Annotated in this window: 15 protein-coding genes; 7 read left to right on the forward strand and 8 right to left on the reverse strand. The window is 72.4% G+C overall.

What is annotated here, in order from left to right:
* Nucleotides 1-149: 149 nt before the first annotated feature.
* On the reverse strand, nucleotides 150-914 hold the full coding sequence (locus ACFTZC_RS20850) for a ScbR family autoregulator-binding transcription factor (protein ID WP_382891783.1): 765 nt from the start codon (nucleotides 912-914) through the stop codon (nucleotides 150-152).
* Between the two features lie 128 nt (nucleotides 915-1,042).
* On the opposite strand from ACFTZC_RS20850, the gene ACFTZC_RS20855 reads away from it, so the two are divergent.
* From ACFTZC_RS20855 to ACFTZC_RS20865, 3 genes are all read left to right on the forward strand, one after another.
* A complete protein-coding gene (locus tag ACFTZC_RS20855) occupies nucleotides 1,043-1,963 on the forward strand; it encodes a ScbA/BarX family gamma-butyrolactone biosynthesis protein (RefSeq protein ID WP_382891786.1) in 921 nt (306 codons plus the stop codon).
* 232 nt (nucleotides 1,964-2,195) lie between these two features.
* Nucleotides 2,196-2,915: an HAD family hydrolase gene (locus ACFTZC_RS20860; RefSeq protein ID WP_382891788.1), complete on the forward strand. Its 720-nt coding sequence runs from the start codon at nucleotides 2,196-2,198 to the stop codon at nucleotides 2,913-2,915.
* A 56-nt stretch (nucleotides 2,916-2,971) separates the two neighbouring features.
* Complete coding sequence (locus ACFTZC_RS20865) at nucleotides 2,972-3,373, forward strand: hypothetical protein (RefSeq protein WP_382891790.1); 402 nt, start codon at nucleotides 2,972-2,974, stop codon at nucleotides 3,371-3,373.
* 54 nt (nucleotides 3,374-3,427) lie between these two features.
* Here ACFTZC_RS20865 and ACFTZC_RS20870 read toward each other — a convergent pair whose 3' ends face one another.
* From ACFTZC_RS20870 to ACFTZC_RS20900, 7 genes are all read right to left on the reverse strand, one after another.
* Nucleotides 3,428-4,309 (reverse strand): endo alpha-1,4 polygalactosaminidase, encoded by an 882-nt coding sequence (locus ACFTZC_RS20870; protein ID WP_382891792.1) that lies wholly within the window; start codon nucleotides 4,307-4,309, stop codon nucleotides 3,428-3,430.
* 60 nt (nucleotides 4,310-4,369) lie between these two features.
* Nucleotides 4,370-5,200 carry a ferritin-like domain-containing protein gene (locus ACFTZC_RS20875; RefSeq protein WP_382891795.1) on the reverse strand — a complete coding sequence of 277 codons (831 nt, stop codon included), beginning with the start codon at nucleotides 5,198-5,200 and terminating at the stop codon, nucleotides 4,370-4,372.
* Entirely contained in the window at nucleotides 5,197-5,877 is a 681-nt protein-coding gene (locus tag ACFTZC_RS20880) for a ferritin-like domain-containing protein (protein WP_382891797.1), read from the reverse strand. Before ACFTZC_RS20880 ends, ACFTZC_RS20875 begins: the two co-directional genes overlap by 4 nt.
* Nucleotides 5,878-6,059: 182 nt before the next feature.
* Nucleotides 6,060-6,959, reverse strand: a complete 900-nt coding sequence (locus ACFTZC_RS20885) for a carbohydrate ABC transporter permease (protein ID WP_382891799.1) — start codon at nucleotides 6,957-6,959, stop codon at nucleotides 6,060-6,062.
* Entirely contained in the window at nucleotides 6,956-7,960 is a 1,005-nt protein-coding gene (locus ACFTZC_RS20890; RefSeq protein ID WP_382891801.1) for a carbohydrate ABC transporter permease, read from the reverse strand. The genes ACFTZC_RS20885 and ACFTZC_RS20890 overlap by 4 nt, the downstream gene beginning before the upstream one ends.
* Nucleotides 7,918-9,390, reverse strand: coding sequence for an extracellular solute-binding protein (locus tag ACFTZC_RS20895; protein ID WP_382891803.1), 1,473 nt, complete (start codon nucleotides 9,388-9,390; stop codon nucleotides 7,918-7,920). The genes ACFTZC_RS20890 and ACFTZC_RS20895 overlap by 43 nt, the downstream gene beginning before the upstream one ends.
* 147 nt (nucleotides 9,391-9,537) lie before the next feature.
* Nucleotides 9,538-10,587, reverse strand: a complete 1,050-nt coding sequence (locus ACFTZC_RS20900) for a LacI family DNA-binding transcriptional regulator (RefSeq protein ID WP_382891805.1) — start codon at nucleotides 10,585-10,587, stop codon at nucleotides 9,538-9,540.
* 192 nt (nucleotides 10,588-10,779) lie between these two features.
* On the opposite strand from ACFTZC_RS20900, the gene ACFTZC_RS20905 reads away from it, so the two are divergent.
* From ACFTZC_RS20905 to ACFTZC_RS20920, 4 genes are all read left to right on the forward strand, one after another.
* Nucleotides 10,780-12,909 (forward strand): glycogen debranching N-terminal domain-containing protein, encoded by a 2,130-nt coding sequence (locus ACFTZC_RS20905; protein WP_382891806.1) that lies wholly within the window; start codon nucleotides 10,780-10,782, stop codon nucleotides 12,907-12,909.
* Between the two features lie 287 nt (nucleotides 12,910-13,196).
* Nucleotides 13,197-13,601, forward strand: a complete 405-nt coding sequence (locus tag ACFTZC_RS20910) for a cell division protein SepF (RefSeq protein ID WP_382891808.1) — start codon at nucleotides 13,197-13,199, stop codon at nucleotides 13,599-13,601.
* 55 nt (nucleotides 13,602-13,656) lie between these two features.
* Complete coding sequence (locus ACFTZC_RS20915) at nucleotides 13,657-14,820, forward strand: ATP-binding protein (RefSeq protein ID WP_382891809.1); 1,164 nt, start codon at nucleotides 13,657-13,659, stop codon at nucleotides 14,818-14,820.
* Nucleotides 14,817-15,161 carry a nucleotide pyrophosphohydrolase gene (locus ACFTZC_RS20920; RefSeq protein ID WP_382891811.1) on the forward strand — a complete coding sequence of 115 codons (345 nt, stop codon included), beginning with the start codon at nucleotides 14,817-14,819 and terminating at the stop codon, nucleotides 15,159-15,161. The genes ACFTZC_RS20915 and ACFTZC_RS20920 overlap by 4 nt, the downstream gene beginning before the upstream one ends.
* Nucleotides 15,162-15,279 lie beyond the last annotated feature (118 nt).

Consider the following 15,279-nt stretch of genomic DNA (forward strand, 5'->3'; position numbering starts at 1 on the left):
AAGGGAGCGAGGTGGTGGACGGCCTTCCGGGGCGTCCCTCACGCCCCGGAAGGCCGCCCTCGGCCCGCAGTTGGCGGCACGGCGAACGAGCGCGGCCCCGCCGACCGGGGTCTGATGGAACGGCAGGACCGGGAAGGCCGCGGCGGTGCTCAGGGCCCCACGCCGGCCGCCGTCCCCTTCGGCCGGCCTGCCTTGCCCTTCGCCTTCCGCTTCCGCGGGGTCCTCCCCTCGCCCTTCGCCCCGCGCTCCTTCTCCGCCGCGGCCTCGCGCATCCGTTCGCCGTGTTCACGCGCCCGGGTGATCAGCGCCCGCGCGTCGCACCCGGGCCGGAGCGCGGTCAGGAGCAGCAGCCACAGATCGTGCAGCCCCTCCTCGATCTGGCGGCGCCCCTCCAGCGCGTCCGAGACGGTGTGCAGCCCGAAGAAGGCGCAGACCAGTCCGTGCGCGGCCATCTCCGGGGCGATCCCCTCGGCGAGCGCCCCCTCCTCACGCGCCTCTTCGAGCAGTCCGGTGACCGTCTCCAGCCACCCCACGAAGGGGCGCGGCAGGGTGACGTCGATGGCGGAGCGCTCCGCCCAGAGCCGGGAGCCGGCGCGGATCACCACGTCGTCGCGGAAGGCTCTGGCCACGTCGAAGCTCAGGGCCACCAGTCGTTCGAGCGCCGGGAATCCGGCCGTCCGGTAGCGGCCGATCAGTTCGGGCCAGGCCGCGAAATGCTCCTCGACAATGGCCAGCGCCAGATTCTCCTTGCTGGCGTAATGGAAATAAATAGCACCACTGGTACGACCTGATTGTGTGCTGATATCACTGATGCTGGTTCCGACATAACCCCGTTCGTCGAACAGATGTGCCGCCGCCTCCAGCAGAAACCTCCGCGTCGCTTTCGCCCGTACCTGCTCCGCCCGTACCTGCACGTACACTCCGGATTGCCGTTCCGATAAATGACAGTACGCAATCTAGCGTCTTTGCCGGACGCCCCGTCGGTGCTCCGCGCGGGCCGGGAGAGGGTGCGTATGCAGAAGAATTAAGATGTTCTGGTCGCATGAACACATCGGGTGGTGTCGGCCGGTACGACGGATACGACCGACCGCTGTCCTGGTCGCGTACGGTGGCCCGCGAGCTCGTGCACCGCGCCTCCGTCGCGGAGGTGCTGCTCACCGACGTACGGCGGGCGAGGGGCGGCGGATTCGAGGCCGCGGCCTCCTGGCCGCGCTCCCACCCGACCTTCCCGCGCGGCGGCGGTGAACTGCACAGCCCGCTGATGATCGTCGAGACGCTGCGCCAGCTCGGCATCTACATCCCCCTGCGGTACTTCGCGGTCCGGCCGTCGGCGAACCTGGTCATCACCGACCTGTTCTACGAGATCGACCCGGCCGCCGAACCGCGGCTGGTCTCCGGGGCCACCTGCGTCCGCTGCCGCGTCGGCGTGAGCGGCCTGCGCCATGACGCGGAAGGGGAGGTCAGCGGCATCCGGCTGGAGGTCGACTACCTGGCCGGCGGGGTGTGCTTCGCCCGGGCCGGGGGTGGCGCCCGGTTCTTCCGGCCCGAGCAGTACGACGCCGTACGGGAGGGCCGTACGGCGGTCACCGCGCCCGCCGGAGCGGCGGACCGGACGCGCCCCGACCCGGCCGGGGTCGGGGTGAGCGGCGCGCACGACGTGGTGCTCGGCACCGACGGCGCCACCCTCCTGGTGGAACCCGCGGACATGAGGCATCCGTACTTCTTCGACCACGCGACCGACCATCTGCCGGGGATGATCGTTCTGGAGGCGGCGCGTCAGGCGGCGGCCTTCGTGAGCCGCGGCAGACTGCTCCGCCCTACCGCCGGTCGGCTGAAAACGGCGCGCTTCATCGAATACGACCCGCCCGCCCGCGTGTTGTGCGTTCCGCACCACGCGACCTGCGTTTTCCGCTTTTTCCAGGACGGTCTGCAGAAGGCTTTCGGGGTGCTGCGGTACCAATAAGCAGATAGCGATACTAAATGCGATCGCTTGACTGCTCAATGTTTCTCTCTCTAGCGTAGCGATCGTTATGTTCTTCGGTGGTCGCTGGATCCGGCCTCCATTCCGAGGCCGCGCCCGCCTGGAACCGCACCCGCTTCTCTTCGCGGGTGACCCTCGCGCCCGCGGTGTATTCACATCGATGCGGTGGCCAGCGCTACCGCTGTCAGGGCTCTCCTGAAACGGAAACAATCGGATGACAGCTCAACGCATCCTTTCCTGGACACCTGCCGCCATCGTCTTCGACTGTGACGGCACTCTCATGGACACCGAATGCCACTGGCAGGACGCACGCCTCCGCGCCCTGCGCGAGTTCGGATTCACCCCCGCGCCGGGCTTCACCGAGCGGGCCAAGGGGCTGCACTACACGGAGTGCGGCGTTCTCATGGCCGAGGAGGCGGGCCACCCGGAGCTGGGCGCGGATCTGACGGACCGGTTGCTCGGGCACTTCGGCGCCCTGGTCGCCGACCGGCCCCTGACCATGCCCGGCGCGCGCCAACTCGTCGAACAGGCGGCCCGGTTCGCCCCGCTGGCCGTCGCCAGCAACTGCCCGAAGGAGGTGGTGGAGTCCTCGCTCGGCACGGCCGGCCTGCTCGACCGCTTCGACCATGTCGTCGTACCCGACGACGACAACGGCATCAGACCCAAGCCGCACCCGGACGTCTATCTCACCGCGGCCCGGCTCTGCGGCACGGACCCGGCCGACACCCTCGCGGTCGAGGACTCCCACTGCGGGATCGAGGCCGCGGAACGGGCCGGGATGCGCATCCTGGGCGTCGGCCCGTGGCCGGCCGAACGGACCATGGCACTGGTCGACCTGTGGGTCCGTTCGCTGGACGAGCCGGAACTGCGGGGGTGGGCGGGCGACCGGGTGCCCGCCCAGATCCCGGGGAATCGTCCTACCATGAAGCCGTAGGGACATAACCCTGCAAAAGTCGCCCACAGGTCACCGCACGGGGAGATGGCCATCAGATGGATGAGGAACGTGCCGGCCGTCTCGTGACGTCGCTGCGGGCCCGGGGTGTGCCGGCCCATCTGGCGCATCTGGGCGTGTACCAATGCGGTGTACGGGTGGTCCTGTACGACGGCGGTGAGGCCGTCTGGGACATCGACGGGGAGCTGGGACTGCGGGCCGAGGTCGTCGAGGACGGGGTGCTCGTCGGCTTCGTCCCGCACGTACGGGACTCGGAGAGCTTCGACGAGGAGCGGCTCGTGGAGGTGATCGCGGCGACCCGGTACGACAAGGAAGGGCTGCGCCTGCCGGCCGACGTCGACAGCGGGCCCCTGCCTCCCCGCACAGGCCCCGTGCTGCCGCCGCCCCGCCCCCGGCGCGGCCCCCGCTGGCTGCGCCCCCGCTGGCTCCGGCGCCGGTGACCCCGGCGCCGGGACCCCGTCCGGAGGAACGGGCGGGGCCGGTCTCACACGGTGTCAGCAGCGCTCGTCGACATGGCCCGGCTCGCCCGCAGGGACGACGTCGAGGTCCCGCAGGACGATCGACAGCCGGTCGCCCCACTCCTCGCACGCGGCGGTGAAGTCCGGCCGCCGGTACTCCACCACCAGCACCTTGTCGTCGTACGCCTCGGCGTACTCCCCGCACTCGTCGTACCGCCCGCACTCCTCGGCGACCGCGAAGTCGAAGCCGATGGCGTCCCGCGCCCCGCTCATCTCCACCGCGTTCTTCTGGCCGATCGACAGCCCCGCCCGGTGGGCGCGCGCGGCCAGCAGCCGGGCGAAGGCGGTCGCCTGCTCGCGGTCGAGCAGGGAGTCCGACCGCAGGTACGAGTCGAGGTTGTCCGCCTCGACGGCGTCGAACCCGTCCCGCGCGCAGCCGTCGATCCACCCGCCGACGATGCCCGCCAGCCGCTCGCGGCGATCGGCGGTGGAGATGTCCAGCAGCGGCTCGTCCCAGTCCTCGTCGATGACGGTGTCGCCGTCCGCGTCCCGCAGCAGCAGGTCCGGATGGTTCTTCTGCCACCACCCCACGGCGTCCGGCTGCGTCTGGTAGGCGTTGATGTAACAGATGTTGAACACCCCGGGCGCGGGCTTCGCCGTACGGTCCCTGATGACCGTACGCACCCCGGCGGGCGGGTCGTACGCCCCGCCGAGCTGGTAGTCGAAGGGGTCGTTCGCCTTCGGCTGCCCGACCCGCTCCGGCGGGGCGGTGGAACTCCCGCTCCTGGCAGGGGCGTTGCCGGAGGATCCGCCGGGGGATTCCTGACCCGTGCCGCAGCCGGTCAGGGCGAGGACGAGCGCCAGGGAGAGGGCGAGCAAGGGGGCCGCCGATGCGCGGGCGGCCGGGACGAACGGCAAGGTGGTGCCTCGATCTCGGTGTGGTGCGGTGGGACCGCCCCAGTCTCCCACCGCCCCGGCTCACACCGTCAGGAGGCTCGGCTTCGCCGCCTTGTCGACCGGCAGGAACGCGTCCGGCACGGGGTATTCCCCCAGCACGAAACGGAGGATCGCCGCGTGCATCGCCTCCACGGGCGCGATCGTCGCCGCCGTCTCGATCCCCGACGCGCTCTTCACGCTGTACGTCGACAGCAGATACGTCTGCGCCGCCTGATCCTCCAGCCGCAGGGCGAGCGCGGCCACGTCGCCCGCGTTCCGGGCCTTGCCCAGCGCGGTCGTGACCTCCTCGCGGTCGGTGAGCGGCACCCCCGTGATCGCGGGGGTGCCCGCCCCGGTCAGCACCGAGTTCCACACCTTCGCGTGGTCGGTGTGCTGGGCCTTCGCCGTCGTGACGAAGGACGACACCGCGGGCGGTACGGTGCCCAGCCGGCCCGCCTTCGCCGCCGCCAGGGTCGCCCGGTACGCGTCGACCGCCTGGTTCTCCAGGGCCACCGCCAGCGCGACGTACCGCAGATCCCCGGTGTACGTGACCGTCTCCGCGACCGGGTTCGCCGGGCCGTCGGAGGACCCGCCCGAGCAGGCCGCCAGGGCGAACGCCGCCCCGGCGCCGCCCGCGCCCCGCAGGAACCGCCGGCGCCCGGGGTCCACGGGCCCCTCCCGCCCCGTACGGCCGGCACCCAGGCGCGCCGCCAGCGCGGCGGCCCGCGCCCGCATCAGGGGCAGGGTCTCCCGGTGCGCCTCGGTCATCTCCCGCGTGAGGCGGCCCAGCCCGTCCTCGCCGACGGGCAGTTCCCAGCCGCCGCGCGTGCCACCCGTACCTGTACCCGTGCTCGTACCCGTACGCGTGGTCATCGGATCGCCCCTTCCGAGACCGGCGACGCGTCTGCCGTCGGGTAGAACGCGTCGGGGAAGCCCACCGATCCGACCGCCGGGGGCAGCTTCGCGACATCGGTGGGGAGCGCGATCAGGCTCTCGTCCCCGGCGCTGAGCAGCGCCTGCACCGCCAGCAGCGTCGCGCGGTGCTGTGCCTCCACCGGCGCCACGGAGCCGAAGAGCCGGCGCAGCGGCCCACTGCTGACCTGGCCGACGTTCTTGGTGTACGTCTGCGCGGCCACGTCCTCCAGGGAGATGGCCAGCTTGACCACGTCCGCCGGGGTCTTCACGGTCGGCAGCGTCTTCCTGACCACGGCCGCGTACTTCGGGTCGGTCCCGGTCTGGGCCCGGCCGCCGGCCCGGGTGACCGCGGCGTTGAACGCCTTGGCGTGCTCCTCGTGCTGCCGCGTGGTCGTCGAGATGAACGTCACGAGCGTCTTGTTGCCGCTCCTGATGAACGGCAGACGGGCGGCGGTGCGGTAGACGCCGACCGCCAGATTCTCCAGTGACGCTGCCGTCTGCAGCGCCATGACGTCCTCCTCGGACGCGGTCGGCGCCATGGCCCGGCCCGTGATCCTCAGCGCGTCGCTGTGCAGGTCCTGGGACTGCTCGGTGAGCTGTGCCAGCTGCCGGGTGTCGATGTGCTCCCTGCCCATCGCGCCCCCTCTCTCCTCGGGGCCCGCACGGCCGCGGGCACGCCCCCGACACCTTCGCGAGCGGGACGCGGACGGGGCGGGGGACGGCACCGGAGGGCGGGGGTGTTTCACCGGATCAGCCGATCCCGCGACCCCGCCCCGCCGCCGTACGTCCCCCGCCCCGCTGTCCCCGGGACGCCGCGCTACTCCTTGACGGCCCCCGAGTTGGCGCCGTTGACGAAGTACCGCTGGAAGCAGAAGAACAGCGCGGCCACCGGCAGGGTGGAGAGCAGCGCCGCCGCCAGCTTCAGCGGGTACTGGGTGCCGCCGCCGAGCCCGCCGGAGGTGAAGCGCGCCAGACCCGTGGTGAGCGTCTCGTACTGCGCGGACTGCGTGGAGACGAGGAAGTGGGTGAACTCGTTCCACGACCCCTGGAACGACAGGATCGTCAGGGTGATCAGCGCCGGCCGTGCCATCGGCAGGACGACGGACCAGAAGATCCGGAACACCCCCGCCCCGTCGACCCGCGCCGCCTCCTCCACCTCACGCGGCACCGACTCGAAGAACTGCTTCATGATGAAGATGCCCGCCGCGTCCACCAGCAGCGGCAGGATCATGCCGGTGTACGTGTCGAAGATGCCGAAGGTGTTGAGCACCAGGAACTTCGGGATGAGCAGCGTCACCCCGGGCACCGCGATCAGCGCGACGACGAAGCCGAACAGCAGCGAGCGGCCCCGGAAGCGCAGCCGCGCCAGCGCGTACCCGGCCATCGAGTCGAAGAACACCCGCCCCGCCGTCACCAGCACCGCCACCAGCGCGGAGTTGGAGAGCCAGCGCAGGAACGGCACCCCGTCCTCCCCCTGCCCCAGCCCGAACAGCCGCTGATAGGCGGCGGTCGTCGGCGTCGTGGGCAGCAGCGACAGCGGATTGGCCGCGGCATCCGCGTCGGTCTTGAACCCGGTCACCAGCTGGAGCGCGAACGGCAGCAGATAGAGCAGCCCCATGCCCACCACCAGCACGTATCCCGCGGTGCGCAGCGGCAGCGGGAACCGGGGCAGTACGGGGCGGACCCGGTCGCGTACCCGCGTACCCGAGGCGGTCATCGGTTCCTCCTGGTACGTCGGTTCCCTTTGCTCCCCGTGCCGCGCTCGCGCAGCACCCAGCGCTGGAAGGCGGTGAAGAAGAGGATCAGGGCGAGCAGGATGAACGCGATCGCCGAGCCCTGGCCGAAGTCCGCGTTGTCGAAGCCCGCGGAGTACGAGAGGAACGCGGGCGTCAGCGTCGTGTTGCCCGGGGCGCCCTGGCCCATCACGTACACCTGGTCGAAGACCTGCCAGGTGGAGATCAGCCCCAGGGTGAGGACCAGGAAGAGCACGGGACGCAGCGCGGGGAGCGTCACGTACCGCAGGAGCTGGCGGCGGTTGACGCCTTCGAGCGCCGCGGCCTCCTCCAGCTCCCGCGGGATGTCCTGGAGCGCCGCGAGGAAGATCAGCATGAAGGTGCCGGACGTGGTCCACACCGAGAGCAGGATGATCGTGCACATCGCGACCGAGGGGCCCGACAGCCACTCGAACCACGAGAGCCCCATGGTGGTGTGCTCGGCCAGCATCCCGGTGGGCCGCTCCGGGTCGACGACGCCCAGGGCGCCGAGGAGCAGGGAGAGCACACCACGTGGATCGGAGAACCAGTTCGGCCCCTTGACCCCGATCCACGACAGCACGGAGTTGACGGCCCCGCTGCCCTGGAAGAGGAAGAGGAAGATGGTGGAGACGGCGATGGCGCTGGTGACCGACGGGAAGAAGAACGCGGTGCGCAGCGCACCGCGCCCGCGCAGCAGCTTCTGGTTGACGAGCAGAGCCATTCCCAGCGCCAGACCGGTCTGGAGCGGCACCGTCAGTACCACGTAATAGGCGTTGTTGCGCAGGGCGGTCGCGAAGAGCGTGCGGTCCAGGCCGTCCTGGGTGAGCAGTGCCCGGTAGTTGTCGAGACCGACGAAGTCGGCCTGGCCGGAGAACGGGTTGGACTGCCCGTCCCAGTTCAGCAGGCTGACCCAGAGCGCCATCAGGATCGGCAGGACCAGGAAGCAGCCGAGGCCGAGCAGCATGGGGCTGACGAACAGCCAGCCCCAGGCGCCCTCCCCGCGAAGGGCCCCCCGCCGGGCGCGGCCCGTCGCGGTCGAACCCGCCCCGCCCGGGGGGGGGCGGTGGGCCCGCGCGGCGGCGGGGCGGGGGGCGCGCCCCGCGCGCGCCGGGGGGGGGGGCGGGGGCCCCGCGTGGGGGGGGGGGGGGGGGGGGTCGCGATCGCCTGTTCGCCGTTGCGCTGGAGGTCGGCGAGAATCTTCTTCGGGTCGGCGGTGCGCAGCGACTGGAGGTCGGTGTTGAACTGGCTGAGGACCTTGTCGAACCCGGCGATGGTCACCGGACCCTGCGCGTAGGCGCTGCCGTCCACCCACGCCTTGGCGTGCGGCTCCTGCGCGGCGTACGTCTTCAGCGCGCTGGTGCGCGTGGGCATGACGCCGAACGCGTCGGCGAAGGCGAGCTGCTGGTCGGCGGAGGTGAGGTACTTCACCAGGTCGACGCCGGCCGCGCGGTGCGTGCTCTCGGCGGCGACGCCCCAGCAGTTGCTGAACGCGAGCGTGCCCTGCCCGGCCGGGCCCTCGGGCAGCGGGGCGACGGCGTACTTCACGTCCGGGTAGTCGAGCTTCATCCCGCCGTCGAGCCAGTTGCCCTCGATGGTCATGGCGGCCTTGCCCTTGCCGAGCGCCTCGCCGCCCCAGCTCGTGTCCACCTGCTTGGCGAACTTCATCGAGCCGGACTTGAGCAGCGACTGCACGTAGGAGAGCGCCTCGGCGTTCTCCTCGGAGTCGGCCGTCATCTTCGTCTGGCCCGGGTCGGTGATCCAGCCGCCCGACTGCCGCATGAAGACGCCGAGGCGCTGGAACTCGTCGCTGGTGACCAGGCCGGTGACGCCGTCGCCGGTGAGCTTGTCCGCGACGGTCTTCAGCTCCGCCCAGCTCTTCGGGTAGTCCTTCTCCGTCAGCCCGGCCTTCTTCCACAGCTCGGTGTTGATGGTGAGCGCGAGCGTGGAGGTGTCCTTGGGCAGGCAGACCAGCTTCCCGTCGTACGAGAAGGACGTGCGGAGCTGCTCCGAGAAGTCGTCCGCGTCGGATATCTGGTCCCCGTACGCGTACAGCGAACCGCCCTTGGCGTAGTTCGCGAACTGGTCCGAGTTGACGTAGAAGACGTCCGGCGGCTTGTGCCCGGCGAACGACTGGGCCAGCTGCTGGTTCATGTCCTTGGCGACCTGGACGTCGACCGTGTTGCCGGACTTCTTCGCGTACGCCGCGGCGGCCTTCTTGACGGCCTGGGTCTCGGCGTCCCCGGACGTGGCGATCAGAACGGTCAGGTTCTGCTTGGCGGTGGTGTCCTGGGCCGTTGCGTCGTTGTCGGCCTTGTCGAAACTGGACGAGCAGCCGGTGGCGGCCAGCAGCGCCGCGCAGGTGGCGAGGGCGGCGACGGCCGTACGGGTGACCATGTATTCCTCCAGAAAAGATGAGAATGCGGCTCGGGTTCGGGTACGGGCCCCGGCCGCCCGGTGGGGGCGGATGGCCGGGGCGTACGGGGAGAAGGACCCGGGGCGGTGACGGGGCGGGCCCGCCCCGGGGGTTCAGGGGCCGGGGGCTCAGCCGCCCGGCGGGGGCGTGCTGTCCCGGATGACGAGGGACGGTTCGAGCAGGACGCGCTCGGGCGGCGCGTCCGGGGCCGCCATCCGGGCCAGCAGCAGCCGGACGCACTCGTGCCCGACGGCCTTCAGCGGCTGGGCGACCGTGGAGAGCCCGGGGGAGAGGAGCGCGGCGGCCGGCGAGTCGTCGAAGCCGATGACGGCGACGTCCCGGCCGGGCACGGCGTCGCGGTCGCGCAGCGCCTGGTAGCAGCCGAGCGCGAGCATGTCGCTGGCGGCGACCACGGCGGTCACGCCCGTGTCGAGCAGGGGGCCCACGGCGGCGCGCGCGGCGGCCAGGTCGTCCAGGCTCTGGGCGCGCCGGCCGCGTACCGGCAGCCGGTTCCGGCGCATGGCGCGCCGCCACCCTTCGGCGCGGTCGTCGCCGACGCCGGAGCCGCGCGGCCAGCCCAGGAACCCGATCTTCCGGTGGCCCTGGGCCACCAGATGGTCGACGGCTGCGTCGGTGCCCGAGGCGCCGTCGACGTCCGCCCAGTCACCGATCTGCCGGCCCGACCACATCCGGCCGAACCCCACGAACGGCACGCCGCGCCCGGCCAGCCACGCCTGGCGGGGGTCGCCGCGGTCGGTGCCGCTGAGCACGAAGCCGTCCACGCTGTGCAGGTCGAGGAGTTCCTCGTGGCCGTCGAGCCCCGGGCTGCCGGGCGGCGAGGCGAAGAGCAGGATCCGGTAACCGGCCTCGTCCGCGGCCTGCGAGAGGGCGTGCAGGAAGCGGTCCATGACGGGGGCGGTGGCGCCGGGGGCGGTGGGGCGGATGCCGTACCCGATGAGCTTGCTGGAGCGGGTGCGCAGCGTCTGCGCGGCCCGGTGCGGGCGGTACCCCATGGCGTCCACGGTGGCGCGGACCCGTTCCAAGGTCTCGGGTCTGAGCAGCCCCGGGGCGTTGAGGGCGTTCGAGACGGTCTGCGGGGAGACACCGGCCCGCCGCGCCACCATGGCCAGGGTCACGGGACCCGGCTTGGACGAAGGGGGCCTGGTGGAGCGGGGCATGACTGTCTCCGGAACCGTTCTCACGCGTCGACGGGTGAACCTGGCGGATGGATCTTCTGATGATTTTACGAGTTTATTGGAGCGTTCAAATGCCATTGTCAACGAGCTGAAGTCGTCGTTAGGGTTCTTGGAACGCTCCAATGACTGAGAGGTTCTGCTCTGTTGTCCACCACTGTCAAGACCCACGACACTATGAACTCCGTCGCAGAGGCCGTCCCGGCGGCCGAGGCACTGCAGCCGTTCCTGCATGACGCCAGCGTCACGCTGTACGCGCCGAGCTTCGCGATATCCCACGCGGACGGGCAGTTCGACGGCGGTGCCGACGGCTTCTACCACGGCGACAGCAGAGCCCTCGCCCGGCTGACCGTCGAGGCCGACGGCGTCGGGATCGCGCCGGTGCGGGGCGCCCTCGAAGGAGCCGACCGGGCGTCCTTCCGCGGGGTGCTGCGCGGCCTGGGCGAGTCGACCCCGGACCCCGCCGTCACCCTGTGGCGCCGCCGCCGGGTCACCCCCGGATGCCTGGAGGAGACCCTCGAACTCGGCAACGCGGGGCGCAAACACGTCCGGGTCACGCTGATCGTCACCGCCGCCACCGACCTCGCCCTGATGGAGCGCGTCAAGCAGGGCGACGCACGGCCCGCCGTCGCCGCCACCGCCACGGGCGCCGGGCTCGACTGGGCCAAGGAGTCCTTCTCCGTACGGCTGACCAGCGCCCCGGAGCCCGCCGCCGTCGACGCCGCGTCCGGACGGCTGACGTACGACGTCGAACTGGCGCCCGGCACCGAGTGGACCGCCGTACTGCGCTGCGTCGCGGCCCACGAGGACGGCGACCAGTTCCCGGCGCCGCCGGCCCAGAGCGTGCCGTGGCGCACGCCGGTGCTGCGCAGCGCCGACCGCCGCTTCGACCAGTGGCTCGGCCAGTCCGCCGCCGACCTCGACCGGCTGCGGCTCAGCGACCCGGTGGCGCCGGGCGGGGCCGGGGCGCTCACGGCACCCGGCCGCCCCGCCGACCAGTTCCTGGCCGCCGGAGCCCCCTGGTTCCTCACGCTCTTCGGCCGCGACTCGCTGTGGGCGGCCCGGATGCTGCTGCCCCTGGGCACCGGACTCGCGGCGGGCACCCTCCGTACGCTCGCCCGCCGCCAGGGCCTGCGGAACGACCCGGAGACCGAGGAGCAGCCCGGCAAGATCCTGCACGAAGTGCGCCGCGCCGCCCAGTCGTTCCACGACAGCTTCGCCCTGCCGCCCAGCTACTACGGCACCGTCGACGCCACCCCGCTGTGGATCACGCTGCTGCACGACTCCTGGCGCTGGGGGCTCGCCCCCGAGGAGGTCGAGGAACTGCTGCCGCACGCGGAGGCGGCCCTCGGCTGGATGCACGACCAGAGCGCGGCCGACGGCGACGGCTTCCTGAAGTACATCGACGGCACCGGCCGCGGCCTGGCCAACCAGGGCTGGAAGGACTCCGGCGACGCCATCCGGCACCGCGACGGACGCCTCGCCACCTCGCCGATCGCGCTCTGCGAGGTGCAGGCGTACGCGTACGAGGCGGCCCGCGGGGGCGCCGCCCTGCTGCGCGCCTTCGGCCGGCCCGGCGCCGACCGCTGGGAGGAGTGGGCCGAGCGGCTGAGCGACCGGTTCCGCGACCGCTTCTGGGTGGAGGACGAGCGCGGCGCGTACCCGGCCGTCGCGCTGGACCGGGACGGCAGGCCGGTGGACTCCGTCACCTCCGGCTTCGGCCACCTGCTCGGTACCGGGCTGCTCGACCACGAGGAGAGCGCGCTGCTCGCGGCTCGCATCAGCGCGCCCGACCTGGACTCCGGGCACGGGCTGCGCACGCTGAGCAGCGACTCCGTGGGGTACAACCCGTTCGGCTACCACATCGGGTCCATCTGGCCGCACGACACGGCGATCGCGGTCCACGGGCTGGTCAGGGCCGGTTTCCCGGACGCGGCGGCGCCGCTCGCGGCCGGGCTGCTCACCGCGTCCGCGGGCTTCGACGCGCGGCTGCCCGAACTGTTCGCGGGGCACGGCACCGCGACCGACCCGGTGCCCTCGCCGTATCCGGCGTCCTGCCGGCCGCAGGCGTGGGCGGCGGCCTCGTCCGTGCTGGTCCTCCAGTCCGCGCTGGGGCTCTCCGCCGATGTGCCGGGCGGCACGCTGACCGTCGCGCCCACCTTCACGGAGGCGTACCGGCCGCTGAAGGCCGAGGGGTTCGACGTGGCCGGCGGTCGGCTCGACATCACCGTCGACGCGGACGGCACGGCGTACATCGAGGCGCCCGCCGGACTGGAGGTGAAGCGGGAGCACGGCGGCCCCTGTTGAGACGTGGGCGCGCGTGATGTGAGGATGGGGTCCCGGAGGGGCACGGGGCCCCGTCCCTCCGGTCACGTCCGGCGGAGAACCGGCGCGTCCGTCCGGCTCCTCCGGTCACGTCCGGAAGAGCCGGCCGTCACACAGCCGGAGACCGTCACACATGCGGGACCCTCACACATGCGAGACCGTCACGCAGCCGGACAAGAGCCGCACACAACCGTGTCGCTGATGGGCCGAACGGGTGAGGCGCGGGAGGATGACCTGATGCAGACAGAGCGTGCGGGCCGGGTGGTCCGGTGAGCAGGTACGGCCGTTACGACGGGTATGACGCCACCGACGAGCAGTGGGAGGGCCTGGCCCAGGTCGTTCCGCTGCGGGGCCGCAACGAGTGGCCCTCGCGGGTGGACCACAGGACCGTCCCCAGGGAACCCGTCGAGGAGAACCGGCGCTTCATCGTGCTGCGGGTCCAGGTGTTCGCGGACGCGCGGGAGGTCGCCGACCACCTGATCGCGCGGATCCCGGTGCTGCTGGACCTGACCGGCGCCGAGACCGATGTGGCCAAGCGCATCCTGGACTTCAGCAGCGGGGTGGTCTTCGGGCTGGGCAGCGGGATGCACCGGGTCGACAAGAACGTCTTCCTGCTCGCCCCGATCGGCACGGAGGTCGAGGGGATCGCGGCGGACACCATCCCCCGATCGTAGGAAGGTCCCGCGGGAGGAACGGTTCGCCACCCGGGCCGCCGCATACGGTCCGGCCATGGAAGCCTTCCGCCCTCCGCGCCGGCGCCCCGCCGCCCGGCCCTGGCCCGCCGTCACCGAGCTGCGGCTCTCCGCCTTCACCTCGCACCGCGGGGCCGCCTTCCCGATCGGTCCCGTGACGCTCTTCACGGGCGCGAGCGGCAGCGGCAAGTCGACGGCACTGGCGGCGTACGAGTCGCTGGGCCGGCTCGGCGCGGGCGCCACGCTCGGCGAGGTCTTCCCCGACCCTGTGGCCTGCGTCCCCGAGCGGGCCGCGGCCGACGCCCAGGGGCGGCGCGGCTTCCGGATCGGCTGTACGGTCGACGGCCCGGCCGGCCCCGTCCAGCTCGACCTCGCCGTCCAGGCCGAACCCGAACTCCGGATCGTCGGCGAGCGGCTGACCGGCGGCGGACAGACCCTGCTGACCACGGCGCTGCGGGACCCGGGCCGCCCCTCGGTGCAGGCGGCCTGGCACACGGCGGGCGCGGTGCCGGTGACCCGCGCCCCGCTCCCCGACGACCGGCTGGGCACGGCGCTGCTGCCGCTGCGCGTCGCGGGGCGTACGGAGGGGCAGTTACGGGTCCTCGCCGCCGCCGAGCAGACCGTGCTCGCGCTGCGGTCGGTCTTCGCCTGCGACCCGCAGCCGCAGTTCATGCGCCTGCCGGTGCCCCGCGGGCAGGGGCGGCTGCGGCGGGGGTGCGGCAATCTCGCGGCGGTGCTCGACCGGACCCTGGAGCACCGGCGGGACCGGTGCGCCGGACGGCTCGCCGCGGCGGCGCGGGCGGGGTGCGCGGGCCCGGTGACGGAGCTGGCCGTGGAGCGGTTTGCGGACGGCACGGTGCGGGCGCTGCTGGCCAGGGACGCCTCGGGGGCCCGTCCCGCCACCCCCGTCGACCGGCTCGGCGAGGGCGAACTGCGCTATCTGGCGCTCGCGCTCGTCCTGCTGGCGGGCCCCGGCGTGCTGGCGGCGGACCGGCCGGCCGGGAGGGACCCGGCGCTGCGCTCCCTCACCGTCCTCGCGGACGGGTTCGACCGGGCCCTGGACCGGCGGCAGACCGGCGAACTGCTCTCCCTGGCCGCGTCGGTCTGCGCGGAGGGCCGGCTCGGACTGGTGGGGGCCGTCACGGACGCCTCGTACGCGCGCGGGGCGGCCGGTGTGACGGTGGTAGACCTGGACCCGTGACCGAACTTGATGTGGCGCAACTGCAGCGGAGACTGGCCGCGTTCGCGGCGGCGCGGGAGTGGGAGCCGTACCACACCCCCAAGAACCTGGCGGCGGCGCTGAGCGTCGAGGCGTCGGAGCTGCTGGAGATCTTCCAGTGGCTGACCCCCGAGGAGTCGGCCCGGGTGATGGCGGACCCGGAGTCGGCCCACCGGGTGCGCGACGAGGTCGCGGATGTGCTCGCGTATCTCCTCCAGTTCTGCGCGGTGCTCGATGTCGACCCGCTCGCGGCGCTCGCCGCGAAGGTGGAGCGGAATGAGCTCCGCTTCCCGCCCAAGAGGCCCGCCGATCACGACGATTGAGCGCGATTGTCACTCTCCGGAGTGGCCGAGTTATGCACAACGAGCCTGCTGTCCACAGATTTCCGCAATGCTCTAGCTTTTCTGCGCCGATGCGCTCACTCTGGGTAGTGGAGTTCTT

Origin of the sequence: Streptomyces sp. NPDC056987 (assembly GCF_042673865.1) — a bacterium.
GTDB lineage: Bacteria > Actinomycetota > Actinomycetes > Streptomycetales > Streptomycetaceae > Streptomyces.

Coding starts and splice junctions, on each gene's coding strand:
- ACFTZC_RS20905 (WP_382891806.1), top strand. CDS start 10,780: ATGAACTCCGTCGCAGAGGCCGTCCCGGCGGCCGAGGCACTGCAGCCG.
- ACFTZC_RS20915 (WP_382891809.1), top strand. CDS start 13,657: ATGGAAGCCTTCCGCCCTCCGCGCCGGCGCCCCGCCGCCCGGCCCTGG.
- ACFTZC_RS20865 (WP_382891790.1), top strand. CDS start 2,972: ATGGATGAGGAACGTGCCGGCCGTCTCGTGACGTCGCTGCGGGCCCGG.
- ACFTZC_RS20885 (WP_382891799.1), bottom strand. CDS start 6,959: ATGACCGCCTCGGGTACGCGGGTACGCGACCGGGTCCGCCCCGTACTG.
- ACFTZC_RS20895 (WP_382891803.1), bottom strand. CDS start 9,390: ATGGTCACCCGTACGGCCGTCGCCGCCCTCGCCACCTGCGCGGCGCTG.
- ACFTZC_RS20880 (WP_382891797.1), bottom strand. CDS start 5,877: ATGGGCAGGGAGCACATCGACACCCGGCAGCTGGCACAGCTCACCGAG.
- ACFTZC_RS20900 (WP_382891805.1), bottom strand. CDS start 10,587: ATGCCCCGCTCCACCAGGCCCCCTTCGTCCAAGCCGGGTCCCGTGACC.
- ACFTZC_RS20875 (WP_382891795.1), bottom strand. CDS start 5,200: ATGACCACGCGTACGGGTACGAGCACGGGTACAGGTACGGGTGGCACG.
- ACFTZC_RS20860 (WP_382891788.1), top strand. CDS start 2,196: ATGACAGCTCAACGCATCCTTTCCTGGACACCTGCCGCCATCGTCTTC.
- ACFTZC_RS20855 (WP_382891786.1), top strand. CDS start 1,043: ATGAACACATCGGGTGGTGTCGGCCGGTACGACGGATACGACCGACCG.
- ACFTZC_RS20890 (WP_382891801.1), bottom strand. CDS start 7,960: ATGCTGCTCGGCCTCGGCTGCTTCCTGGTCCTGCCGATCCTGATGGCG.